The organism is Paenibacillus sp. FSL P2-0089 (assembly GCF_038595095.1).
GTDB classification, from domain to species: domain Bacteria; phylum Bacillota; class Bacilli; order Paenibacillales; family Paenibacillaceae; genus Paenibacillus_AQ; species Paenibacillus_AQ silagei.
Map to the genome: position 1 here is coordinate 7,604,821 of NZ_CP152006.1, position 25,539 is coordinate 7,630,359.

Annotated in this window: 19 protein-coding genes and 1 tRNA gene; 11 read left to right on the plus strand and 9 right to left on the minus strand. The window is 53.2% G+C overall.

All coding sequences use genetic code 11. The features are described 5' to 3' along the window. Positions 1-39 precede the first annotated feature (39 nt). From NST69_RS32585 to NST69_RS32595, 3 genes are all read left to right on the plus strand, one after another. Positions 40-1,182 (plus strand): response regulator, encoded by a 1,143-nt coding sequence (locus NST69_RS32585; RefSeq protein ID WP_342548112.1) that lies wholly within the window; start codon positions 40-42, stop codon positions 1,180-1,182. Positions 1,183-1,275: 93 nt separating this feature from the next. Next, positions 1,276-1,998, plus strand: a complete 723-nt coding sequence (locus tag NST69_RS32590) for a GntR family transcriptional regulator (RefSeq protein ID WP_340995331.1) — start codon at positions 1,276-1,278, stop codon at positions 1,996-1,998. Positions 1,999-2,273: 275 nt separating this feature from the next. Further along, the gene (locus NST69_RS32595) at positions 2,274-4,658 is read left to right on the plus strand and encodes a phosphoketolase family protein (RefSeq protein ID WP_342548113.1); all 2,385 of its coding nucleotides are present in this window, start codon (positions 2,274-2,276) and stop codon (positions 4,656-4,658) included. A 65-nt stretch (positions 4,659-4,723) separates the two neighbouring features. Here the strand turns inward: NST69_RS32595 and NST69_RS32600 are convergent, their stop codons facing one another. Further along, complete coding sequence (locus NST69_RS32600; protein WP_342548114.1) at positions 4,724-5,593, minus strand: TIGR03915 family putative DNA repair protein; 870 nt, start codon at positions 5,591-5,593, stop codon at positions 4,724-4,726. After that, positions 5,593-6,903: a putative DNA modification/repair radical SAM protein gene (locus NST69_RS32605; RefSeq protein ID WP_342550246.1), complete on the minus strand. Its 1,311-nt coding sequence runs from the start codon at positions 6,901-6,903 to the stop codon at positions 5,593-5,595. The genes NST69_RS32600 and NST69_RS32605 overlap by 1 nt, the downstream gene beginning before the upstream one ends. 193 nt (positions 6,904-7,096) lie before the next feature. Between NST69_RS32605 and NST69_RS32610 the strand changes: the two genes are divergently transcribed. The 3 genes from NST69_RS32610 (at position 7,097) to NST69_RS32620 (ending at position 11,828) form a co-directional block, all read left to right on the plus strand. After that, on the plus strand, positions 7,097-7,288 hold the full coding sequence (locus NST69_RS32610; protein WP_036726332.1) for a hypothetical protein: 192 nt from the start codon (positions 7,097-7,099) through the stop codon (positions 7,286-7,288). Between the two features lie 310 nt (positions 7,289-7,598). Next, complete coding sequence (locus NST69_RS32615) at positions 7,599-10,385, plus strand: glycoside hydrolase family 3 C-terminal domain-containing protein (protein WP_342548115.1); 2,787 nt, start codon at positions 7,599-7,601, stop codon at positions 10,383-10,385. 156 nt (positions 10,386-10,541) lie between these two features. Next, the gene (locus NST69_RS32620) at positions 10,542-11,828 is read left to right on the plus strand and encodes a glycoside hydrolase family 18 protein (RefSeq protein WP_036726365.1); all 1,287 of its coding nucleotides are present in this window, start codon (positions 10,542-10,544) and stop codon (positions 11,826-11,828) included. A gap of 102 nt (positions 11,829-11,930) precedes the next feature. Here the strand turns inward: NST69_RS32620 and NST69_RS32625 are convergent, their stop codons facing one another. Continuing rightward, positions 11,931-12,326, minus strand: coding sequence for a hypothetical protein (locus NST69_RS32625; protein ID WP_036726335.1), 396 nt, complete (start codon positions 12,324-12,326; stop codon positions 11,931-11,933). Between the two features lie 291 nt (positions 12,327-12,617). Here NST69_RS32625 and NST69_RS32630 point away from each other — a divergent pair, with 291 nt between their 5' ends. Continuing rightward, positions 12,618-15,680, plus strand: a complete 3,063-nt coding sequence (locus NST69_RS32630; protein ID WP_155991487.1) for an S-layer homology domain-containing protein — start codon at positions 12,618-12,620, stop codon at positions 15,678-15,680. Between the two features lie 135 nt (positions 15,681-15,815). Then, complete coding sequence (locus NST69_RS32635) at positions 15,816-16,721, plus strand: AraC family transcriptional regulator (RefSeq protein ID WP_036726336.1); 906 nt, start codon at positions 15,816-15,818, stop codon at positions 16,719-16,721. A gap of 118 nt (positions 16,722-16,839) precedes the next feature. On the opposite strand, the gene NST69_RS32640 is transcribed toward NST69_RS32635, so the two are convergent. Both NST69_RS32640 and NST69_RS32645 read right to left on the minus strand, forming a co-directional pair. After that, the gene (locus NST69_RS32640; protein ID WP_340956759.1) at positions 16,840-17,826 is read right to left on the minus strand and encodes a hypothetical protein; all 987 of its coding nucleotides are present in this window, start codon (positions 17,824-17,826) and stop codon (positions 16,840-16,842) included. Beyond that, complete coding sequence (locus NST69_RS32645) at positions 17,823-18,197, minus strand: helix-turn-helix transcriptional regulator (protein WP_051478092.1); 375 nt, start codon at positions 18,195-18,197, stop codon at positions 17,823-17,825. Before NST69_RS32645 ends, NST69_RS32640 begins: the two co-directional genes overlap by 4 nt. Before the next feature lie 254 nt (positions 18,198-18,451). Here NST69_RS32645 and NST69_RS32650 point away from each other — a divergent pair. Next, positions 18,452-18,535 (plus strand) — tRNA-Leu (locus NST69_RS32650). A gap of 409 nt (positions 18,536-18,944) precedes the next feature. On the opposite strand, the gene NST69_RS32655 is transcribed toward NST69_RS32650, so the two are convergent. Then, on the minus strand, positions 18,945-20,231 hold the full coding sequence (locus NST69_RS32655) for a Gfo/Idh/MocA family oxidoreductase (protein ID WP_342548116.1): 1,287 nt from the start codon (positions 20,229-20,231) through the stop codon (positions 18,945-18,947). A gap of 127 nt (positions 20,232-20,358) precedes the next feature. Here NST69_RS32655 and NST69_RS32660 point away from each other — a divergent pair, with 127 nt between their 5' ends. Together NST69_RS32660 and NST69_RS32665 are read left to right on the plus strand one after the other, a co-directional pair. Then, positions 20,359-21,174, plus strand: coding sequence for an AraC family transcriptional regulator (locus NST69_RS32660; protein ID WP_339312299.1), 816 nt, complete (start codon positions 20,359-20,361; stop codon positions 21,172-21,174). A gap of 126 nt (positions 21,175-21,300) precedes the next feature. Beyond that, positions 21,301-22,020, plus strand: coding sequence for a bZIP transcription factor (locus NST69_RS32665; protein ID WP_340956753.1), 720 nt, complete (start codon positions 21,301-21,303; stop codon positions 22,018-22,020). Positions 22,021-22,086: 66 nt separating this feature from the next. On the opposite strand, the gene NST69_RS32670 is transcribed toward NST69_RS32665, so the two are convergent. From NST69_RS32670 to NST69_RS32680, 3 genes are read right to left on the minus strand one after another with little or no spacing between them, the layout of a single operon-like run. After that, a complete protein-coding gene (locus tag NST69_RS32670) occupies positions 22,087-23,400 on the minus strand; it encodes a 6-phospho-beta-glucosidase (protein ID WP_342548117.1) in 1,314 nt (437 codons plus the stop codon). 6 nt (positions 23,401-23,406) lie between these two features. Next, positions 23,407-24,402 carry a BadF/BadG/BcrA/BcrD ATPase family protein gene (locus NST69_RS32675; RefSeq protein WP_342548118.1) on the minus strand — a complete coding sequence of 332 codons (996 nt, stop codon included), beginning with the start codon at positions 24,400-24,402 and terminating at the stop codon, positions 23,407-23,409. 12 nt (positions 24,403-24,414) lie between these two features. Continuing rightward, complete coding sequence (locus NST69_RS32680; RefSeq protein ID WP_036726344.1) at positions 24,415-25,407, minus strand: LacI family DNA-binding transcriptional regulator; 993 nt, start codon at positions 25,405-25,407, stop codon at positions 24,415-24,417. Between the last annotated feature and the right edge of the window lie 132 nt (positions 25,408-25,539).

Genomic DNA, 25,539 nt, shown 5'->3' on the forward strand with positions numbered 1-25,539 from the left:
ATAAAACCGTACCGATTTCCAGTTGCGAAGGAGATCCGAATGAGAGCAATCCTGATTGACGATGAAGAATTGGCACTAAAGGCTTTGGAACGCCAATTGCATGCGCTTGGGTGTTTTGAGATTATCGGCAAATATACCGATCCGCTGCAAGGGCAGCAAAAGGTAGAGGAGACCGAGACCGATATTGTGTTTCTCGATATTCATTTACCGGAGCTGAGCGGGATTGAGCTGGCGGAAAGGCTGCTGGAACGCAGACCCGATCTGCAGGTTGTATTCGTAACGGCATATGATAAGTATGCGATCAAGGCTTTTGAGCTGAATGCCCTGGATTATTTGCTTAAGCCGATTCATACGGACCGTCTGAAGCTTACAGTCCAGAGATTGAATGCTCAGCAGAAGCCTGGCCTGGCAGCCCGGGCAGCGTCAGCGCAGACAAGCTGGAGAATGCTGATGCTCGATGCCTTCCGGATCTACGAAGGGAGTCAGGAGCTTCCGTCACTGCAATGGAGAACGGCGAAGGCGCAGGAAATCTTTTTTTATCTGCTGCATCATCGCGGCAAAGTGGTCAGTAAAGCCACTCTGATTGAATTGCTGTGGGCTGATTTTGATCCGAACAGGGCCTATCCGCAGCTATACACCGCTGTGTATCATATCCGCAAGATGCTGGAGCCCTTCAGCAGAGAACGGATTCTCCTGCAAAATACGGCGGACGGCTATTTGCTCAAGCTGAATGGAATCTGCCTGGACGTTGATGAGTTTGACCGCTTTATCCAAGCGGGGTTAGAGCTCTCGAATGACACACTGCCCGAATACGAACGAATCCTGAAGCTGTTCAAGAGCGAATATCTGGAGGGGTACGATTATGTGTGGGCGGAGCTTGAGCGGCAGAGATTCCAGCTGCAGTGGATTCGGCTGAAGCTGAATCTGGTCCGCTGGTATATGGGGAATGCAGAATATGAACAGGCCTTCAAGCACATTGAACAGGTCTGCACCCGCTATCCGTTAGAGGAGCAGGCGCAATTATTGTACATGCAAATATCGGATAGAATGGGCTTTCATTTTCTGGTGCAAAGACAGTATGTATTGCTGGAAACGGTCATGGAAGCAGAGGTTGCGGAGAAACCGAGCCGGGAGATTGTCAAATGGTATAGGGATTGGGATAACAAGCGTCAAAAAGGGTGAATCCGTGGATTCATCCTTTTTGCCCTATCTAAATTATGATATATTTAATCTTGAATGAACTTGTTCTGCAAAGATCCGGCGAAGGAGCATCCCATGACCCAATTTGTCTACAAGCAGATTATTGCTGACCTCAAAACGAAGATCTTTGCCGGGCAGTACGCCGATATGAAGCTGCCGGATGAGCGCAGTCTCAGCGAGGCGTATCAGGTTAGCCGCAGTACCATTAAGCGTGCGCTGATGAAGATGGAGAGCTCGGGCATTATTTTCAAGAAACGCGGCTCCGGCACCTTCATCAATCCGTTATACATAAAGAACGATTCGATCTTCAATTACGAAGGCTCTAATCTGGGGGTGTCGGATAACTTCCAGATGCACGGCAAGAAGCCGGAGATCAAGGTGCTGAGCTTCGAGGTCATCCGGCCTACGGAGGAGCTTCAGCGGGATTTGTTCCTGATGCCCCATGATTTCGTGTATAAGATCGTGCGTCTGCGCCTGTTTGAAGGTGCGCCCTTCATGATTGAGACGGGATATATTCCGATCAAAATTGTGCAAAATCTCGACCAGACGATTATCGAAGGGTCGATTTTTCATTATCTGGAGGAATCGCGCAATCTGGCGGTGACCAAGTCCTTTTTGTCTATTTTTGCCGAGCCTTCAATGCCGAATGACCAGGAGCTGCTCCATCTGAAGGAGAATGAACCCGTAGGAATTATGGAGGGGATCTTCTTCCTGGATAACGGCACGCCGTTCGAATTCTCGCATATGCGCTTCCATTATGAGTATCTGAAGTTTAACACGTTCGTATCTGTGCATTGAGGATGGACGGTGTAAATAGCATAACTGAGGTATAGCAGGCCGGGAGGAATCCCGGTCTTTTCAGTGTTTTTTTAGTATAACAAATTAATCCATAATTATAAAAATAAACATCTTTTTGTGCGTGATTTGCAGAGGAATTCATACTATGTTCAAAATTTCACAATATTGGACCGTATTAATTTCTAAAAAGATTGAATTTCTGAAATGCCGATGTATGATGTAAATGTAGAAGTGATACATTCAATTTACAAAGAAAAATTTAGGGAGTGGAAGACATGGGATTAACAATCGAACAGGTGGATTATTCCTCGAAAACGTATCTGGCAAAGCTTGACGCTTACTGGCGTGCAACGAACTACATCTCCGTAGGTCAGCTTTATTTGAAGGATAATCCGTTGTTAAGAGAACCGTTGAAGTATGCAGACGTCAAAGTGAAGCCGATCGGACACTGGGGCACGATCCCTGGGCAGAACTTTATCTATGCGCACCTGAACCGCGTAATCACTAAATACGATCTCAACATGTTCTATATTGAAGGCCCGGGCCATGGCGGTCAGGTGATGGTATCGAACTCTTATCTTGACGGAACCTACACCGAAATCTACCCGCAGATCACTCAGGACATCCCTGGTCTGAAAAAGCTGTTCAAGCAGTTCTCCTTCCCTGGCGGTGTTGCCTCCCATGCAGCTCCTGAAACACCCGGATCGATTCATGAAGGCGGCGAGCTGGGTTACTCCCTGTCGCACAGCGTGGGTTCGATTCTGGATAACCCTGACCTGATCTCCGCTGTAGTTGTAGGTGACGGCGAAGCAGAGACCGGTCCTCTGGCTGCTTCCTGGCTGTCCAACCGGTTCATTAACCCGATTACAGACGGTGCTGTATTGCCGATTCTGCATCTGAACGGCTTCAAGATCAGCAACCCGACCATCCTCTCCCGGATGAGCAGAGAAGAATTAACCGCCTATTTTGCCGGAAACGGCTGGGAGGCATTCTTCGTAGAAGGCGAGAACCCGGATCTGATGCACCCGGAAATGGCGAAGGTGCTGGATACAATCGTAGAGAGAATTGCCGCCATCCAGAAGAATGCCCGTGAAAATAACGATACTACACGCCCTGTATGGCCGATGCTGGTCTTCCGCTCCCCTAAAGGCTGGACCGGTCCGAAATCGTGGGATGGCGTGCCGAACGAAGGCTCCTTCCGTGCCCACCAGGTGCCGATTCCGGTCGATCAGAAGAACATGAAGCATGCTCCGGCATTGCTTGAATGGCTGAACAGCTACAGACCTGAGGAACTGTTCGATGAGAATGGCCGTCTGAACGCAGATCTGGCTGAAATTCTGCCAACCGGCGACAGACGTATGGGCATGAACCCGGTAACCAATGCCGGCAAACTGATCAAGGATCTGCACAAGCCGAATTTCCGCAACTATACTCTCGATAATTCCGCCCCAGGCCAAGTAATTGCACAGGATATGGCCGTACTGGGCAAATATCTGAAAGAGGTTGTAACCCTCAACGAAGAGAACCGCAACTTCCGTATTTTCGGACCGGATGAGACTATGTCTAACCGTCTGGGACCGGTATTCGAAGTGACCAAGCGTCAATGGATGGATGCCATTCAGGAACCGCAGGATGAATTCCTCGCTCCCTATGGCCGTGTCATTGACTCCCAATTGTCTGAGCATCAGGCAGAAGGAATTCTGGAAGGGTATGTACTGACCGGCCGCCACGGATTCTTCGCCAGCTATGAAGCGTTCCTGCGCGTGGTCGATTCGATGATCACCCAGCACTTCAAGTGGCTGCGTAAGGCTACAGATCAGACCTGGAGAGAAGATATTCCTTCTCTCAACGTGATCGCCACATCGACAGTGTTCCAGCAGGACCATAACGGTTATACTCACCAAGATCCGGGTCTGCTCGGCCATCTGGCTGACAAGAAGCCTGAATTCATCCGTGAGTATCTGCCGTCCGATGCGAACAGCTTGCTGGCTGTGTTCGACAAGATCCTGAATGACCGCCAGAAGATCAACCTGATCGTATCCTCCAAGCATCCGCGTCCGCAGTGGTTCTCGGCTGACGAAGCTCAGGAGCTGGTGGACAAAGGCCTCAAGATCATTGACTGGGCCAGCACCGACAAAGGCGGAGAGCCGGATCTCGTTATCGCTTCTTCGGGTACCGAACCAACTATGGAAGCCTTGGCTGCCATCTCGATCCTGCATGAGAAGCTGCCTGAGTTGAAAATCCGTTACATTAACGTAGTCGATCTGCTGAAGCTGAGAAGCCAGAAGCTCGATCCGCGCGGCTTGTCTGACGAAGAGTTTGATCAATTTTTCACAAAGGATAAACCGGTCATCTTCGCCTTCCACGGCTATGAAGGCCTGATCAAAGACCTGTTCTTCGACCGCCACAACCACAACCTGCATGTGCACGGCTACCGCGAGAATGGCGATATCACTACACCGTTCGATATGCGTGTACTGAACCAGATGGACCGCTTCGATCTTACGAAGGAAGCTGTGCTGAGCCTGCCGGAAGCAAACAAATACCAGGCCATCGCTGACGAGATGGACGCCATGGTGCAGAAGCATCACGCGTACATCCGTGAAGAAGGCATCGACCTTCCAGAGGTTGAGAGCTGGGTATGGAAGGCTTTGAACTAAGCTCTAGATGATCGTGTTATTTCATTAATAATATAGTAGGCTTCAATTAAGGAGCGCTCCGGTAGTCATGTTGATGGCTGCGGAGCGCTCTTTTTGTCCAATGATTGGAGCTGGATTATGGTCTCCGGGACCTCCGGCTGCAATGCCTTCTTCCGCTGCGCTGCGGTGAGTACAGGCACACCATTACTGCCGTTCATCTCCACCATGTGCTTCCAGTAGCGCTTCGGCATCTTCGAGGAACGCAGCCGGTCATTGCGGCGCTCCTTGATGCCGATGGCATGATAGAAGCCGGTCCATAAGCGGCGGTACGCTTCCTCCGTCTCATCCGGCTCGGGCGGGGTCCAACCGTTTAAAGGCACGATGGCCTCACGCCCGGGCTCATGAATCAGCGCAGCCCCATGGGTCTGATCGTAGATCATGAAGCTCTCCCCCTGGAACCGGTCACAGAAATGCTCCTGGATTACAGGCAGCACATAACCCTGAGGCTCAATCACTGCGGCCATGACCGGGCCGTATACGGAGAAGCGAACGAAGCCCGTATACAGATGCGCTTCATGCCGGAGCTGCTGGACAGCCTTCATCAGCGTGTTAACGGTGTCATCCGCCAGCATATTCATCACCTTGCGGCCATGCCGGAAGCCGAGATACAGGAAGTTCAGCAGCAGCATTTCCTTCTCGGGAGCGCAGCTCCAGAAGCCCAGACGCACCAGCTCCTCGGCTTCGCGGCTGATCCGCAGCGGCAGGGACTTCAGTACCCGTGCGGCCTTGTCTTTGTCGGTCTCAATCCATTTCGCTTCCAGCAGCAGGCCTATTTCCCCGCCTTCAGCATGAATCGCCAGCGGTATCTCCTTCCAGGCATAGCTCTCAAATACACAGCACAGCAGACCCTCGAAGCTTCCGTCATAGGTGTACGCCAGTGCGGACGGCTTGAACATCAGGCCTTCGCCCCCTTGTTGAAGCTGTTCCAGTCCCCGGCGGCGGGCAAGGTGGAGAGGTTAAAGTCGTCGAACAGCGTGAGCTGCTCCACCTGCGGCTGCTGGAGAGCGAGCTGCTCCCCGGACATGAGTGAGCGAAGCAGCGTATGCTCGCTTACCTTCAGCCCCTCCAGCGGCTTATCCTTACAGGTGATGAAGAACTGGGCACGCTTGAGGACCACTCCCAGCTTCTTCAGCGCATGGAAATCGAGCGATCCGGCCCGTCTGGCCTTCACGATCCGCTGTGCGCTTCTAACGCCGATGCCGGGTACACGCAGCAGCATTTCGTACGGGGCGCGGTTGATCTCAACGGGGAATTGCTCCCGGTGGTTAACGGCCCAGCTGCATTTGGGGTCCAGCAGCGGGTTGAAGTTCGGCACGGCCTCATCCAATAATTCATTCGCCTTGAAGCCGTAGAAGCGCAGGAGCCAATCGGCTTGATAGAGCCGGTGTTCCCGCAGCAGAGGCGGCTTGGTGTCTAGAGCGGGCAGGAGGGAATCCTCCACCACCGGGGTGTAGGCCGAGAAGAAGACACGTTTGAGTGCGTACTTGTGGTATAAGCCCTCCGTCAGATTAAGGATCTGGTAATCGGTATCTGGCGTGGCTCCCACGATCATCTGGGTGCTCTGTCCAGCCGGAGCGAAGCGGGGGGCGTGATTATACCGGACGATATCGGAGCGGTTCTCCTTAATCCGGTTCGTGATCAGCCCCATCGGCTTCAGGATGGACACCTTGCTTTTATCGGGAGCGAGCCGTCCGAGACTCTCCTGCGAGGGCAGTTCAATGTTGACGCTCATGCGGTCGGCAAGCAGCCCCAGTCTGGACAGCAGGGCATCGTCTGCTCCGGGGATGGCTTTTACATGAATATAACCGTTGAAATGATAGACATTGCGCAGCAGCTCAAGCGCTGAGATCAGCTGCTCGGTGGTGTAGTCCGGATTGCGCATAATGCCTGAGCTAAGAAATAGTCCCTCTATATAATTACGGCGGTAGAATTGCATGGTGATATCTGCGATCTCTTCAGGGGTGAAGGCTGCCCGGCGAATGGGGTTGGACTTGCGGTTGATGCAGTACGCACAATCATATACACAGCCGTTGGTCATTAGCACCTTCAGCAGCGAAATACAGCGCCCGTCCGCCGCGAAGCTGTGGCAGATGCCCATCGCGGAGGTGTTGCCGAGCGCCCCGGCCTGGCCCTTGCGGTCGGAACCACTTGAAGTGCACGCTACATCGTATTTGGCGGAAGCGGTCAGAATCTCTAGTTTCTCCATTACATCCACGGTCTCAATCCCCCTCATATGTGAGCATTATATATCGAACATACGTTCTTGTCAAAGGTATACCCCCCTTCTTGGCCGCGTGTAAAATGTATGCGCATTCCGTCTTGTGCTATAATAGAAACTGATGGTTCATGGAATGAGGAATCATACGGTTATTGAAATCCGGGTTAGGAGTGTTGCTGAAGTGAGAGGATATAACATATGGCGGCCCATCATGCTGATTGCGGTTGCGCTGCTGACAAGACAGTTAGTGACAAGTATTTGCCTTATGTTCGGCATGTCGCAGGAATCGGCAGGCAGTGTAGCCATGCTGGGCATGATCGTTGCCGCTCTTATTATGTACAACCGCATGATGAAGGGCCGCCGCCGCAGATAAAATCGATAGAAGATCCGGCCGTATCTCTTCAGGCGGAGCGGATTGCATAGGAACAGGCTTGAGAGACGCCCGCACAGGTGTCTTTTTTATTAGAGGTGTCTTTTTAGCTAAAAAAATTTATGCAGACAGATGTGCATCCCGGTGATCCGGCAAGCGGTGCTTGAATAATCTGGCTGGAGCTTATATTCTTAGAAGGATATGCTATATGATGGACCATACAGATTCAAGGCAACGTATATTCCCTGCAGGGAGGGCGTTATCTATAGAATCAACCCACAGCATGGGAAATGAACATACAGGAGGAAACCAATTGAGTACACAGAACATTGGAGTGCCGTTAGAGGGTTTTGCAGAATTTAGCCGGACGGTAGCCGCAGAGGGTGCGGTACTGCTTAAGAATGAGGGACAGGTGCTTCCGCTGGGTAACGGTGAGAGCGTCGCTGTTTTTGGCAGAATACAGGTGAGCTATTACCGCAGCGGTACAGGATCGGGCGGTAGCGTTCACGTTGCATATACGACGAATCTGCTGGATGGACTGCGCAGCAAGAAGAACATTAGCGTGAATGAAGAGCTGGCTGCAGCCTACGAGGCTTGGATCGGGCTTAATCCGTTCGATGACGGCGGCAAGGTATGGGCTGCGGAGCCGTGGAACCAGAAGGAAATGCCGCTTACGGACGAGCTGGTGAAACAGGCAAGAAGCCAGTCAGCCAAAGCGGTTGTGGTCATTGGACGTACGGCGGGCGAGGATCAGGATAATGCCGATACCGCAGGCAGCTACCGGCTGACGGAAGATGAGAAGGCGATGCTTGTCTCGGTTACGGCTCATTTTGAACAGACGATTGTGGTGCTCAACGTATCCAACATTATTGATATGAGCTGGGTAAATGACGCCGCTTATGTGAACCCTATCTCTGCAGTGATCTATTCCTGGCATGGCGGCATGGAGGGCGGCCACGCGATCGCCGATGTTCTGGCCGGCGAGGTTACGCCAAGCGGCAAGCTGACGGACACCATCGCTTATTCCATTGAGGATTACCCGTCGACCCGCAACTACGGCAATGAGTTCAAGAACCTGTACGAGGAAGATATCTATGTGGGCTACCGTTATTTCGAGACCTTCTGTCCCGATAAGGTTCAGTATGAATTCGGCTACGGGATCTCTTACACGACCTTCAAGCTGGAGCCGGAGGAAGCGAAGCTGGTGAACCAGGCGGGCGAGCCGCAGATTGAAATCGGCGTCACCGTAACGAATACGGGAGCAGTATATGCCGGTAAAGAAGTAGTGCAGGTGTATGTTGAAGCGCCGCAAGGACAGCTGGGTCAACCGGCCAAAGCGCTGGCAGCCTTCGCTAAGACTAAGCTGCTGGAGCCTGGCGAGTCTCAGCGCCTTACTGTAAGCTTCCCGCTCCATTCCATGGCTTCCTATGATGACGCCGGAGTGACCGGGCACGCTTCCGCTTATGTGCTGGAAGCCGGAACCTACCGCTTCTATGCAGGAACCAGCGTCAAAGCGGTATCAGCAGTGCTTCTGGATGGACAAGAAGGCTATGTGTTGGATGAGCTTAAGGTCGTGGAACAGCTGCAAGAGGCTATGGCGCCTACCGAGAGCTTCATGCGGATGAAGCCGGGTGCCCGCAAGGCAGACGGTTCGTATGAGCTTGTCTCCTCCGAGGTGCCAACGCGCAAGGTGGATCTGGCGGAGCGGATTGAACGCAATATGCCGCAGCAGCTTCCGCAGACTGGCAATCAGGGATATACCCTGAGAGATGTCCATGACGGAAAAGTCAGCATGAGCACCTTCATTGCCCAGCTAAGCGACCAAGATTTGGCGGCGATTGTCCGGGGCGAAGGAATGAGCAGCCCGCTGGTCACTCCGGGTACGGCTTCGGCGTTCGGGGGCGTGAGCGACAGTCTGTTCAGCTACGGCATTCCGGTTGCAGCTACAGCGGACGGCCCTTCCGGCATCCGTATGGACAGTGGAGCGAAGGCTACACAGGTATCGATCGGAACCCTGCTCGCCGCTACATGGAATGCGGAGCTGGTGGAAGAACTGTATGTCATGGAAGGCCAGGAATTATTGCGCAACCAGGTGGATGCGCTGCTGGGACCGGGGCTGAATATCCGGCGCAGCCCGCTGAACGGGCGTAACTTCGAATATTTCTCCGAAGATCCGCTGATTTCGGGGATCTTCGCTGCCGCATGCACACGCGGAATTATGAAGGGCGGCTCTAATGCGACGCTGAAGCATTTTGCCTGCAACAACCAGGAGAAGCACCGCAGTAAGGTCGATGCTGTCGTATCGGAACGCGCGCTTCGTGAGATCTACCTGAAGGGCTTCGAAATCGCAGTCAAGCAGGGCGGAGCCAATTCGATCATGACCTCCTACAACCCGGTGAACGGGCATTGGGCGGCTTCCAACTATGACCTCAACACCACGCTGCTCCGCGGCGAATGGGGCTTCCAGGGGATCGTCATGACCGACTGGTGGGCGATCATGAACGATGTGGTGAACGGAGGACCGGCAGACCGTAAGAATATGAACTGGATGGTCCGCGCCCAGAACGATCTGTACATGGTCGTTAGTAATTATGGGGCAGAGGTTAATGCTTACGATGACAATACAATTGCATCTCTGGAGAACGGCACGCTTACCCGCGGGGAGCTTCAACGCTGCGCGATCAATATCTGTGAGTTCATCATGAAGGCGCCGGTATTCTCCAGAAAGCACGAGATTATTGAAGCGGTCGATACGTTCAAGGCTGATCCGGCTATCGGGGCTGAGCAGGTGCAGGTGCTGAGCGAGAACGCTCAGGTAACCCCTGCTGTGTCCGGGCCGACCTATATTCAGGCTGACGAGGCGGGCCAGTACCGCATTATTGTCAGCATCATGTCTCCTGAGCCTGAGCTTGCGCAGAGCGCCTGCAACCTGACCCTGAATGGACAAGCGGTAACCACCATTCAGACGAACGGAACGGAAGGCCGGTGGATCCGGCAGAAGCTGGTCAAGGTTGAGCTGGAAGCCGGACGGTATGAGCTGAAGCTGGACTTCGTCAAGCCCGGCCTGCAGGTTGAATGGATTGAATTCAAACAGGTATAGCATCAGGATCATTTATAGCATGAGCAGCAAGGCACCCTCCGGGGTGTCTTTTTTTGCAAATATTGAATTTACATGATCCGCCTGATTCCGCATACCCGCAGGGCCGCCGAATAAAATAGAGATAAAACGGCTACTATGAAGGGATGGCAGGAACGTATGCAAATACATGTAGTGCAGCCGGGCCAGACGCTGTATGGCATTGCGCAGGCCTACGGAGTAAGCACTGATACGATAACTGAGGCGAATCAGCTCTCTGCGCCGGGAAGCCTGGTGGCCGGGCAGGCGCTGGTAATCCCGATTGCCGGGCAGTATTATTGGGTGCAGCCGGGCGACAGCTTCTACAGCATCGCCAAGCGGTTCGGCCTGAAGGCAAGCGAGCTGGCGGAGGTGAACGGGCTGACACTGAATCAGCCGCTGCAGGTTGGGCTCCGTCTGTACCTTCCCCCTGGACCGAGGCGGCAGGCGGAAGTGAACGCGTATGTGGAGCCCCGGGGGGAGAGTGTCTCCCAGCCGCTGCAGAATGCTGCGCGTGAGGCTGCTCCTGAGCTGACGTATCTCGCACCGTTCAGCTTCCGGATCAAGCGGGACGGAACGCTGGTCCCGCCGCCCCTGGACGGCCTCGCCTCCATTGCCGCAGAGCAACAGGTGACGCTGATGATGGTCGTGACTAATCTGGAGGATGCCCAGTTCAGCTCGGAGCTCGGGCGCATTATTCTGAATGATCAGGAGGTTCAGGACCGGCTGCTTGAGAACATCATTGCGGAAGCGAAGCGGCTGAACTTCCGGGATATCCACTTTGATCTGGAGTTTCTCCGGCCGGAGGACCGTGAAGCGTACAATACTTTTCTGCGGAAAGCGGCAGAGGTCATTCATAAGGAGGGCTTCCTGCTGTCCACCGCCCTTGCCCCCAAGACCAGCGCGTCACAGGTTGGGGCCTGGTATACGGCGCATGACTATAAGGTCCACGGAGAGGTGGCTGACTTCGTCATTATTATGACGTATGAATGGGGCTATAGCGGGGGGCCGGCGATGCCTGTCTCGCCCATCGGGCCTGTCCGTCAGGTGCTGACCTATGCAGCAAGCGAGATGCCTGCCGGTAAAATCATGATGGGCCAGAATCTGTACGGTTATGATTGGACGTTACCTTACGTAGCGGGCGGACAATATGCCAAAGCGCTCAGTCCGCAGGCGGCTATTGATCTGGCAAGGAACAGGAATGCAGCCATTCAATATGACTATAGAGCCCAGGCGCCGCATTTCAATTACACCGATGACGAGGGGCGGCAGCATAAGGTATGGTTTGAGGATGCCCGCTCGATTCAGGCCAAGTTCGATTTGATCAAGGAGCTCAGGCTGCGGGGCATCAGCTACTGGAAGCTGGGCCTGCCTTTTCCGCAGAATTGGCTGCTGCTTACGGATAACTTCAAGGTGGTCAAAAAATAGACCGGAGACCGTGCTGCCAGCGGCGGCGTAAGAAGCTCCACACCAAAACGGATGTGCCCCTGGGAAATGGCGGCACATCCGTTTTTTTTGAAAATATTAGTGTTAGCCCATTAAGCCCTTGAGCCCGCCCAGAAAAGGCCGGATTGACTTGATCATATTGTAGCCCATCTTCATCACCGGCATGGCCTTCTGCACCATTCCGAACATGCCCATGAACCGTCCGAGACCCCCGCCGACGATACCGGCTGCCCCGCCTCCCCCGCCCATCAGCGAGCCGAGTAGAGGCATGAAACCGGATACCTCTGCTTTCCGCGCAGCTGAAGAGGATTTCCGTTTCGGGGATGACCCCTTACGTGTGCCGGGTCTGGACAGAATCACCGCCTCCTGGTTCAGGTCTGTAATCCACCCTACATAGGAACGCCCATTATGCAAAGTGATGCAGACCGGCTGGCCCTTCAGCTGCTGTGCCCGCTTGCGGAGCTTTGTTGAATTTGCCATTCGTCATTCACCTCACTGTTCTATTTACTCTATTTTACTCAGAACCTGAGGGGCGGCTTGTGCGGGTATGGAGTTCTGCGGATTATTTTTGAACAACCCGGGGCTGTCTTTGGGGGCGGGATGATCTAAAAATATACAAATTGTGAATTCAGGTTAATTGTAGTGAAATATTTTACAGTGAAAAAAAGGGAAACGGATATGCTTGTAGAATTACCCAGAAGTACTGGGTTTGGAGTGAGAAAGCATGACTTTAGTCCCGGTTCTAATTCTATTGGGGAGTGACCTAATCTCTTGGCTATCCATCGTTCATTCAGAAATACTTGCTTCATCGTCTTATTATTTATTCTTCTACCATTTGCACGGAGTTACGCCGATGCCGGACAAATGGCAGACATCAAAGGACACTGGGCGGAATCCGATATTCAGCAGTGGCTGGATCAAGGACTTATTACCGGCTATCCCGATCATACCTTCCGGCCGGGGGCTGAAGTATCCAGAGGTGAGTTTGTAGCGCTAGTGAACAGAGCGTATAAGTATTCGGATACGAAGGCTATCAGCTTCAAGGATCTGAAGCCGGAGAATTTTGCGTACATAGAAGTGCAGAAAGCGACCGCTCAAGGATATATCAGCGGATTCAGCGACAATACCTTCCGTCCTGACAAGCCAATCACAAGACAGGAAACTGCAGTTATCCTATCCAGAATATTAGGCTTTGATAGTAAAGGAGCAACGGCCTCCATCTCTGCACAGGACGCGAATCTTATCCCTGCCTGGAGCAGACCCGCCGCTCAGTATCTTCTGGATCAGGGGATCATGAGCAAGAATGCGGCTGGAGCCTTCCAACCGCAGCGCAATATGACCCGTGCCGAGACTGTAGTGGTCATTAAGAAGGCGCTGGCGCTGAGCACAGTGGTCTATGATAAGGCGGGTACTTTTGGCGAGGCTGCAGTTAGCACAGTACAGCATAATGTAAGAATTATAGCTTCCAATGTCACGCTCCGCAATATGCATATCCGGGGTGACCTCGTCATTGCTAAAGAGGTGGCAGATGGGGATGCTTACCTTGAACAGGTTCAAGTAGACGGTGTAACACGTATTGAAGGCGGAGGCAGCAACAGTATTCATATCCGGAACAGCAAACTAAACACAGTATCTGTGAATAGGCTGAATCATGCGGTGAGAGTTGTAGCCGAGGGTACAAGTGTTGTGCAGGACGTACAGATTCTATCCAGCGCGGTTATTGAAGAGAAGGATCTTACCGGCGATGGTTTTGTGAATGTAACCGTGCTTCCTCCTGCCCAGACATCTTCATCAGAGCGCACAGTGGTGCTTGCCGGAGTCTTTAAGAAGGTTTCTGTAGGCGGCAGCCTCAAAGAGTTCAATGTTCGCTCAGGCAGCATAGCTAATTTGCTTATCCAAGAAAACCTGGTAATCCCTACTCTGAATTTCAGCAAGAATGTTGTCATTGATCAGCTGGAAATGAAGAGTAAGCTGAAGATTTCCGGCGAAGGCCAAGTCAAAAGTGTTGTATTGTCGGAAGGTGTACCGGACCCTAAGCTGCCAAAAGAACAACAACCTGCTGCACCTGTAACTGGCAGCGGGGGTGGAGGCTCCTCTAACCCTGGCCCAGGCGGCGGTAGTGGCGGTGGTTCTCCTGATCCGGGTACTGGTGGTGGGAACGGGTCAACTCCTGTACCGGCGCTATCTGTAACCGGAATTACCGCGGCCAATGGTATGGTTGAAGTTCAATTCAACCGGAACCTGGACAGCATACCAGATGCTGCTGATTTCGCAGTTCTCGAACAGGTCAATCATGGCGAGTTTCATAAGGTAGAGGTTACTCTGGTTACGCTGCTTGATAATAAAGCAACAGTACAACTTACAATCCCTTCGATAGCAATTAGCGAGGCTGAGCAATTGGCGGTATACTCCTTGTCATATAAGGGTGGAAGCCCTGTACTATCTGGAGCGATTACTGTGCCTAAGGCTAATGTAAGTGTAACAGGGCGCGTATTTATTCAGCCTTATACAGGGACCAAGCCGTTTCCTGCCTTCAACAAACATTTCTACTTAAGGGGAGCTAAGGATACAAAGGGAACTTATTCGGCTACCACTGTAAAGGACGGAGAGTTTTCTTTTGACAACGTGGTACCGGGAACTTACTTTGTATATATCCCTTTCTCTCCATACAACTATTATTCAGAGGAATTTACAGTGGAAGCAGGGAAGGACTTAGTTCTGCCTGATATCATCATCGTTCAGAAAACACCTGAACCAAAGGTTGAACCAGTCGTGTACACAGATGTTTCTTATCTGAGCGGTAGCATTATGTATCTAGCGCAGCCTTTTAAAGTTAAGGTTGAGCTTGAGGATGGGAAAGAACTGAATATTCACTCTGGAGAATTTTACTCTTTCTTCAGCTTCAGGCTATATGACTATAATCCTAACCTGCTTTTGAAGGACAAAGACAAATTATTTGTGACTCTTTATGATGACAACGGATGGACCTCTGAGCGTTTTGAGGTTACTGCAGTTGAGCGGCCACTGACGAAGATGCCTGTTGTGACTAGCGTGGTATATAATGATACCAGAATCATCAGAGGTACAACGGAAGATTCGTCGAGTGAAATTACGATAACCCGCGAAGATGGCAAACTTGTTCATAATTCCAGCAGTTATGGAGGCGTTTATCAATTATACCTATGGGGCGACACGCCATTTACTGTTGGTGAGAAGCTAATGGTCTATGCGCAAACTTTAGGAAAAAGAAAAAGTGAGCCTACCATTATCACTGTCGTAGCTGCTACTGCTGTAACGGCACGACCGGTTGTAACGGAAACAGTATACGAGGACGATTGGGCAATCTTCGGCACGGCTGAGGGAGAATCTATCGTTGTTGTCAAACGTGCGGACGGAACCATCGTTGGAGAGGAAAAGAGCAGCGGTCAGGAATACGGCGGGAAATATTCGGTTCCATTAAATCCGCGTCCTATTGTAGGGGAGACTCTATATGTAACCGCCAAGGGATACGAAAAACTCCCTAGCAAGCCTGTTGAGGTTGTAGTAGCCAGCAAACCAGTTACTCCGACACCTACGGTGGTTGGTGTGGTTTATAGTGATAGTGCGGTGATAGTAGCCTATGTTCCTCGTATTTCCGGCATCTCAGGTTTCTATCTTAAGACTAAGGATGGTGTTGTAATTGAAGAAGCTTTTACGCTCGGTGAGCAAGGTCACTTCTTGAATGTCAAGCTTGCTCCAAATACACAATATCAAGTGACAGCAGTCGGCCCATTAATGAAAGAGAGTGAACCTTTCTTCTTCACAGTGATAGACCGAGCCAAAGAGACCGAATAATGAAGCGAATATAGTAAAATATCAAAAGGACACCTGCGGGTGTCCTTTTTGATCGACCTTTAATACTGTGCAACTCAAGTCATATCTACACACTAGGCCTCTGCTAAAATCAGCAGTGAAAGGAGGAGGACATCAATGTACGAATGGAATGAGATGGTCCAGCGCATGATTGACTGGGTGGAGGAGGATCTGGCGGTTTCGCCTACGCTGCTGGAGATGTCGAGACATTTAGGCTATTCGCCGTATTACTGCACCCGGCAATTTCATGCGCTGACTGGAATAACGCTGCGGGATTATGTCTGGCAACGCCGGATTGGCCGGGCGGCACTGGAGCTTAGGGACACGGATGCACGCATTCTGGATATTGCCGTGAAGTTCGGCTTTTCCTCTCAGGAGGCGTTCACGCGGGCCTTTCTCAGAGCCTTCAAGCTCACTCCCCATGCTTACCGCAAGGCTCCACAGCCGATTCCGCTGGCCATTCGTGCCGAGGTGTTCTCTCCTTATCATTATCTGATCAGGGAGCGGGATAGAATGAGACAGGTGCATTTACAGGAAGCGGAGATTAAGCTTGAGTTCTTACCGGCGCATAAGTTTATCGGCATCCGCGATATCGGATCTAACAATTACGGAGGATTCTGGAAGAATGGGCATGACTGCGATGAGGTCTCTGGAACCCTGGAGAGTATGTCGCACCATACGCTGCCCGGGCAGCTCGGCCAGACGGCAGGCTGGTTCTATCAGGAGGGGCGCAAAGGCTATCTGTATGGTATCCTTGTCGCGGCTGACTACGACGGGGCGGTTCCGGAGGGCATGGAATGCCGGGATATCCCGGAATCGGAGTACCTGGTCTTTTTTCATCCGCCATTTGATTACTTGCAGGATAATGGGCAGGTGATGCGTATTGTTGAGGAAGTTGCTTGGAACTATGATCCTGCGGTTATGGGCTATGTGTGGGACGAAGAGGAAAAACAGGATTATCAGCGGCATTTCCCCGAGGGTTACGGGTATGCGGTGCTGCGGCCGGTCCGTAAATTAGACTAACTTCAGACAGCAGCTTAAGCAAAAGCATCCGGCGCTTCTGCTTAAGCTGCTGTCTGTTGCACAAAAATTCTACGTCAGGCCAAACCTGGCACTAGAGCCGTTATACATCAATACACTATTAAGTTAGGCCCAGCACCACTTCAGCCAGAGTATCTCCCTGATGCTCCAGCGAAGCAACCTTCGCCAGCAGCTCTGCCTGCTGCTCACGCTGCCGGCCCGTCCAACTGGCTCTGGGGGCAGCGCCGGCTGTTCGAAGTATGGCCGGGTCGGACATCTCCTTATAGTATTTATCCAGCAGGGCAGCCAATTCCCCATAGATTTCCGTCATCGCCGCCAAGGCAGCCTGTTGTTGCGGGTCATGCACCAGCGGCAGAGAGTCGCGTAAGTAGGCGGCGGCGCAGCGGTGGGCATCTGCCAGGGCCATCATGCAGAAGTGATTGACGGATAACCTGCGGCTGAAGGCTTCTTCGTCCGCTGCGGCATACCAAGGGTGATCCTGCAGTCCCTCTCTCCATAGCTCCAGCGCCTTGTATCCTATAGCATAAGAGCTGCTGTTGGACAGGCTCTCAGCCTGCATAGACTCCAGCTTAACGCGCAGCGATGCATATAGATTCTCAAGTGCAGACGGGGCCTCCATCTGATCTCCCAGCCTGATAATCCGGTAAGGCCATTGATCCACATGGAGATACCCTTGGCTTATCCTCGTATGAGCCTGGAACTTAGGATCAGCTTCAAGCTCACTGAAGGTCTCATCGTCAAAATAACTGCGGCACAGCAGCACATCCCCCTCGGCCAGATATCCTGTAATGACTCCCCACTCCGGCGCTACCCTGAGGTTAATCGCAAGTGGCAGTCTGCCTTGGCGGATATCTTCCAGAATCGCCAGCTTCTCGGCTGTGCGCTGCTGCGGCTCCAACCGGTTGGCCCGGCGGGCACTTAGTCCATAAGCCTTGCAGGCGGGAATGGAGTAGTCATAGACGACAAGGGCATCCGCAGCACTGTAGTCCCATACCGGTTCAAAAGCCATTCTCCAGCAGGCTCCCGAATAGCCCATCACCTGCTCGTAGGTGGTCTCTACGCCTCTGGCGGTAAGAGCGAGCGTCATGGCTCCTGCCCAGGAGCAATCCCGACCCCATCCCATGAGTGGGGAAAGAGGTGCTCCCCGGGGATTAAGCTTAAGCGGTCTGAAGCTACGAACTGGTTCACAAGCTGGGTAACATCCAGCTCCTGCTGTCCATCTGTATAGATTGCAGAGAGCACCACAAGCTCCTGGGGCAGCAGAATGCTGTCAATCGAGTGGTTCAATGCGGCGGATAGCAGGGGAAGGGTGGCTGTCTCCGGCAGAGACTTGCCAGTCTCCCATTTGGATACCGCCTGTGCACTGACATGGAGCAGTTCCGCTAATTGTTCCTGGGATAAGCCTTTTATTTTGCGGAGGGTAGCAATTCGTTTGCCAACTTTGTCACTTACGATCATACTCAGTACAACTCCTATAATGGATTCCGACGTCGTAAGTCTATTATAATCTCCGTTCTCGAAATAACCCATATACTGGAGTAGGGCACGCGGTATAACGTAATCAACTGTAAGTTGAGGCTAGCTATGACGCACCAGCTAGACCCCTTCTCAAAGTGGCTGTGTCCCGCTTTAACCATGATTAATAAAAAAGACTTGTTCTTTTGAAGAATTCATGATATATTACTTCTTGCGTTGCATTGAATGTTTTCTTTGCGGTCATGGCGGAATTGGCAGACGCGCTGGCTTCAGGTGCCAGTGGTAGCAATATCGTGGAGGTTCGAGTCCTCTTGACCGCATAATGGTTTTAACCGTGATGCAAGCGAAGGCCCTTCTTAAATGAAGGGTCTTTTTTTTGTTGAGAAATGAATGTAGGTGAAAAACCGAACACAATGTGCCGGTGCGTGGTGAGTGGGCGAAATGTAGGTGAAAAACCGAATACAACGTGCCGGTGCGTGGTGAGTGGGCGAAATGTAGGTGAAAAACCGAATACAACGTGCCGGTGCGTGGTGAGTGGGCGAAATGTAGGTGAAAAACCGAACACAATGTGCCGGTGCGTGGTGAGTGGCGAAATGTAGGCGAAAAACCGAATACAATGGCGCCAAGTAGAAAGCTAGACAACCCCCCTTTCACCACGTACCCGTGATCAAAGGGGGGCTTCTGCATTATCGTGCGGGGTTCATCGCTGCTGCGAGACCACACGCTAGTTTACTCCTGCCAGATGTCAGCAATCCGCACCGGCTGGCCGGTCTTCATGGAGCGGTTGGCGGCAATGCCGGTCATAATGGACATCGCGCCGTCCTTGTGCGAAGCTGCGCGGTTGAAGCGGTCTTCCTGCTTTTTATCAAAAATATCGCTCAGCAGCACCGGATCACCGCCGCCGTGTCCACCGCTGCTGCTCTCGAACTCTACGCGGTAAGGCTCCTTAAAGTGCGGATAGATCATAATGCTGACGCCTTCCAGCGCGCCTTCGTTTTCTTTTTTGCCGCCGGAATTGACGTAGGACTGCTCGGTAATCCGCCCCTCCATCCGCCCCTGAGTCCCGTTGAACACGATGATGAAGCCCTCCCACGGCATATATGCGTTAAGCGAATAGTTCATGACGGTCTTGTTCTTGTACTTGACCATGACATTCATGGTATCCTCGATGCTGATATTGTCCCCGAATACGCTCTGGTCGCGCTGGTACCCGTCCTCGTGTTCGGCGTCCAGGTACATGCTCTTCAGGTGTTCGTTACGGTCCAGGTGAAGCGCGAACGGGTCGTTCTCGGCAGCCTTGCTGCCGTAGGCACGCTGATAGAACTCGGTGATGCCCCGTTTCTCGGCATTCTCTCTCCCGTAAAAGCGCAGATCGCCCATGGCGAAAACCGTGTCCGGCTGCGACCCCAGCCAGAAGTTCATCAGGTCGAAGTGATGCGTCGATTTATGCACCAGCAGGCCGCCGCTGTTCCGCTTGTCGCGGTGCCATCTGCGGAAATAGTCCGCTCCATGCTGGGTATTCAGCAGCCATTCGAAGTTCACGGATAGAATCTCACCCAGGACGCCATCCATAATGACCTCACGGATCTTCGTGTTATGCGGCGCATAGCGGTAGTTGAAGGTTACCCGCAGATTCTTGCCGGTGCGCTCAATCGCATCGAAGATCTCCCGGCATTTCTCCTCGTCAATCGTCATCGGCTTCTCGGAAATGACATCACAACCCAGCTCCATAGCGCGGATAATATACTTGTGATGCGTCCGGTCAATCGTAGTCACCAGCACGAAGTCGGGCCGGGTCTCGGTGATCATCCGGTCGAAGTCTTCAGCCTTGTACGTAGGAACTTCATGATAATCGTATTTGCCCGTAAGCATATGATTGGCGAAATTCATCCGCGTCTGATTGACATCGCAGAAGGCCACCAGCTCGGAGGTTTCGTTGTAAGCGGTAACAAGAGCGCCATAGAAAAATTCAGCCCGGCCGCCTGTGCCGACAAGTGCATATTTCTTTTTGGACAAGGGGATCACTCCATTTACTTGGATTTGATTCTATTTTATAGTATAGAAAATGCAGAAAGTAAACGGTATTTAGTTATTTTTGCTCAAAAGTGTGCTTATCTTATCCTTTCAGGAGGCTTGGTGCAGGGTGGAACCTATTTTTCAGATTGAGCAGCTGAAGCGCATCGGGCATTTCAATATGGACACCGACCATTTCCATGATTTCTACGAAATATATTATCTGCTATCCGGGGAGCGGCACTATTATATCCGTAACGGAAGGTACGCGCTGGAAGCCGGAGACCTCGTGTTTATTAACAAAAATCATCTGCACCGCACAACCGGCGGAAGCCATCTTCCGCATGAGCGGGTGCTGATCAGCTTTGACGATGCCTATCTGGAGCCCGTGGCACCCGGGGCAGACTGGATGAATGTGTTCGAAGGGGAGAGCTTCCTGCTGCGGCCTACGGCGCATGAACAGGGACTCATCACAGACCTGCTCCAGGCGATGCAGGAGGAACAGAAGGAGGGGCTGCGCTGGAGCACTGAATATACAAGGATGCTGCTGCTGCAACTGCTGATTACGCTGGAGCGGATAAGGAGGGCGAAGCCCGCCCTGGTCTCACCGGAGCAGAGCGAGGGGCAGCGCCGGGTATACGGCATCATCGAATACCTGGACAACCATTACAGCGAGCGGCTGAGTCTTGGGGGAATTGCCGAGCGGTTCTTCATCAGCGCTACGTATCTGTGCCGGATTTTCAAGCAGACGACAGGCTTCACCATCATTGAGTACCTGAACTATGTCCGCATCCGTGAGGCGAAGGTACTGCTCACGCAGACGAAGTGGCCGGTCACCCGGGTGGCGGCGGAGACGGGATTTGAGAGCATTGCGCATTTCGGGCGGGTGTTCAAGGCCATTACAGGACGTTCACCCTTGCAGTACCGCAAGCAACACCGGGGGTGACGATTACGGCTCGCATCGGCTGTTTCTTTCGGCAATCGCTGCGAAAATGTTACATATTTTTCTATCTTTTGACACAGGGTTGGTCTTATAATGGTGAAGAATTAAATACAAGTATTGGGGTGTGTTATGAAAATGAAATCAGGGGGCCTTTGGCTTGCTGCTGCTATGCTGGCGGTAACCGTAACCGGGTGTTCCTCGGACAATGCAGGCGCTGGCAGAGAGAGCATGGAGAAGCTGAAGACAGAGATTAGTGAGCTGCAAAAGGAGAACAAATTCCTAAAAGAACAGAATGATAGGTTAAAGGAGAGCCTGGTAAAGCCCGTGACAGCGGAAGAAGAGGGCGGTACGGCTGAACTTCTAAATAACGGGGGCAGCCCGGCAGCAGCTGAACCCGGGGAGGACCACAAGCTGATCGTAAAAGGCACGCCGCTTGTTATCGACGGGACGGGTGAGTATACCATCACCAAGACCTCTTATAGCAAGAAGGTTACTCCGTCCAATCCCGGATCATTCTATACCTACTATGAAGCCAAGGAACCGGGCACAACCTATCTGGCGATCACGCTGAAAGTGAAGAACCTGGCAGGTGAGGCTATGGAGGCAGACGAAGTAGCGGATGTGGAGGTCAAATACGACAATAAATACGAGTATAGTACCTTCGATACCATGGAAAAGAACGGCGGGGAAGATTTCACCTATACCAATATCTCGAGGATTGAACCGCTGAAGAACGGCACGCTGGTGTTCCTGGCCGAGGTCCCCGACGAAGTGAAGTCCAGCGGCAAGCCGCTGTATGCCGACTTCAAGATCGAGGGAGAGACCTACCGCTATACCATTGTGAAATAAAAGAAGAGCCTGTGCGGCCGCAGAGTGATCTGTGGTTAGCATAGGCTCTTTGTTGGTGTTAAGGGATTAGTCCTGACCGAAAAAGGACGGCAGATACTCCCTGTTCGCTTCCAGCATCTCATCCAGCATCGCGATAGCAACCTCCACTGAAGGGACAAGGGGGTGATGCGCTAGGGCTTGAATCGCCAGGCTGCGGTCACCGGTGACGGCAGCGTCGATGGCTAGCTGCTCATAGGTCTTCACAGCATGAATCAGTCCCTTGGCCATCGGCGGAATCTTCGTCAGCGGCAGCGGGAGGGGGCCGGTCTTCGTGACGACACAGTTGACCTCGATGCTGGCATCGTCCGGCAGGAAGTCTAAGATGCCCCGGTTCGCCACATTCAGTGTCTGGATGTCATTGGTGCCGCTATAGAGCGAGCGCATCAGGTTCACGGCCGCTTCGGAATAAAAGGCTCCGCCGCGCTGCTCCAGCTGCTTCGGCTTCTCATTCAGCGCAAGGTCGCTGTAGATGGCGAACAGCTCCTCCTCCACACGCTTGACGACTTCGGCACGGTTCCCGCCTTGTGCGGCGGCTTCCTGCTGCTCCGCAAGCATCGCATCGGTCATGTAGAAGTACTTCAGATAATACGAAGGCAAGGCATGCAGCGATTGCAGGAACTCGGGGTTCCATTCGCGTGCCGGAACATTCTTTGCACTGTAGCCTGCGGTATCCGCCAGCATCTCCTGCAGCTTGTCTTCACCCTCCACATCAATACGGGTAATCCAGTGCAGGTGGTTCAGGCCGACGAACTCGGCGTAGATCCGGTCCGGGGCAATGTCATATTTGGCCGATACCTGCTTGATCAGGCCGATCGGGGCATTACAGAGACCAATGCTCTTCACCTTGGAGTACCGTAGGACCGCTTCGGTGACCATACCTGCGGGATTGGTGAAGTTGAGCAGCCAGGCGTCCGGTGCCAGCTCCTCGATATCACGGCAGATGCCGAGAATGATCGGTATGGTGCGCAGTGCCTTCAGCATGCCGCCGGGACCGGTCGTCTCTTGGCCGATCACACCGTATTTCAGCGGAATCGCCTCGTCACGGGCACGGGCATCCAGCATACCGACACGGATCTGCGTGCTGACGAAGTCCGCACCGGCAATGGCCTCGCGGCGGTCGGTGGTGAGATGGACCTCGATCGGCAGACCGGACTTCTCCACCATACGCTTCGCCAGAGCGCCCACGATGTTCAGCTTATGCAGGCCAGCCTCAATGTCTACAAGCCACAGCTCCCGGACCGGAAGCTCCTTATGATGCAGGATGAAGCCTTCTACCAGTTCGGGGGTATAGGAAGACCCTCCGCCGATGACGGCAATCTTAAGACCTTGGTTCGCTGTCACAATGAATCACTCCTGTCTGGTGGTAGTGGGAATAAGCTCGAACTCCCTGTAAGCACGCATCGTCTCATACATACCCTGGCTGACGGTGATCCCGTCGCTCTCCAGCGCCGACCAGAGAGCGCCGACCACAGGCTCGGTGGAGAGGGTGACCACTGCCGCGCCTGGTGCCGCTTCATGCACAGCCTGCTCAATCGGCCCGCGAATCCAGCCCCGGTCGCCTCGGGTCAGCACGCTTCCGGCCAGGACCACATCAAATTCATCGTTCTCCATACCGAGCCGATGAATGACGGCCGCCGCAGCCTTGCCCAGTTCCACGCCTTGGCGGTTCAGGATCGCCAGCGCTGCGGCATCGCCCTCAGCCGCTGCCGGGAAAAGCAGGCGGGCCGCATCCAGCGGCACCTGCTTCCCGTGATCCAGGAAGTCATCGTACATGTCTTCCACCCGCCCATAGCCGAGCAGCTTCAGTAGTGGCTCCGTCAGCAGCGTGGGCGCTTCGCGACCGTCCCAGGCCCGGATGACTGTGCGGAATACCTCGATATTCAGCGCGCCGCCGCCGCCGAAATCGCCGTACATATAATCGAACCCGCCGCACTGGAAGTGGCGGCTCTGCGGATTACGGCCCGCCGCATTGGTGCCGGTGCCGCAGATCAGGGCTACGCCGTAGGAGCGGTTTGTGCCCGCCCGCAGGCCGATCATCGTATCACCGCTGATCGTGTACTGCGTGAAGCCGATCCGGAGGATCATCGGATGCAGAATGTTATAATCGGTCTGGCGGTCTGCACCGGCAAGCCCCAGATAGGACTGCCGGATCTGATCCAACCGGAGCCCGGCTTCCGCCAGCGCCATGGAAGCCGCTTCGCGGATGTTATTCTCCGCCTGCGTCACGCTGGTCTGGTGATTGCCGTTGCCGCTCCGGCCTTTGCCTAGAATACGGCCCTGTTCATCGCTGATGAGGGCGTAGGTCTTGCTGCCTCCCCCATCGATCGCCAAGTAGTAAGCCAATGTTTGTACCTCCTAAAGTGTAATCTTCGTCGATTCCCGCACAATCAGCTCCGGATCGATCTTAATATTGGAGCCGCGCTTCATCTCCCCGCTGATCCGGCGCAGCAGCATGTCGGCGGCGGCGACGCCGATCTTATCCGCCGGCTGGCGCATAGTGGTCAGATGCGGGTGGAGCTGGGAGGCGATATAGTGGTCGTCGTAGCCGACTACAGCAACCTCCTCCGGCACCTTTACGCCTGCCTCCATCAGGGCATTGATCACCCCGAGGGCGATATTGTCATCTCCGGCGAATACCGCCCCCGGCAGCTTACCCTCTGCGAGCCAGCGCTGCGCCGTGTCGTAGCCCATGGTGATCTCAAATTCACCGTGTACGATCTCGAACGGGGCGAGGCCCTGCTCCTGCAGCGCTTGCAGGAAGCCCGCGCGCCGCTCCCGCGTACTGCGGAACATCTCCTGCCCGCAGAGATGGGCGATGGAGGTATACCCCAGCTCCAGCAGGTGGCTGGCTGCGGCATACCCGCCTTTGAAGTTGTCGATGGTGATCGAGTAGCTGTCATTCTCCGGCAGCTGGTTGTCGATCAGCACATAGGGAATGCCCCGCCGCTTCAGCTCGACAATATAATTGTCCTCTTTGATCGGGGAGAGCAGGATAAGTCCGTCCACCCGGTCTTCCTGGATCAGGTAGTGGCTCTCACCGGAGCCAATGCCATCATATACGGAGATCGCCAGATAATATCCGTGCAGGGCCAGCGTCTCATTCAGTTCCTTGACCACAGCATCGAAGAAGGAATCCTGCAGGGTCGTTACAATCAGGCCGATGATGCCGGTCTTGCCGCTGGCCAGACTGCGGGCTGCTGCATTCGGGCGGTAATCCAGCTCCTTGATCGCGTCGAGCACCTTCTGGCGGTTGTTCTCCCGCACAGACGTTGCTCCGTTTAATACCCGCGATACGGTGACCACGGACAGCCCTGATTTTTTGGCTACATCAAAAATACTTACTTTCATTTCAAGCGCCCCTTGCGGCAGATTGTCCTGTGCTTTTAAAATATAGATTTTATATGTTTCACACGATACATTATCCTTCTATTTCTCGCTGAAACGGTACCGTCCTTTAAAAGGACGGCAAAGCCGTTTCCA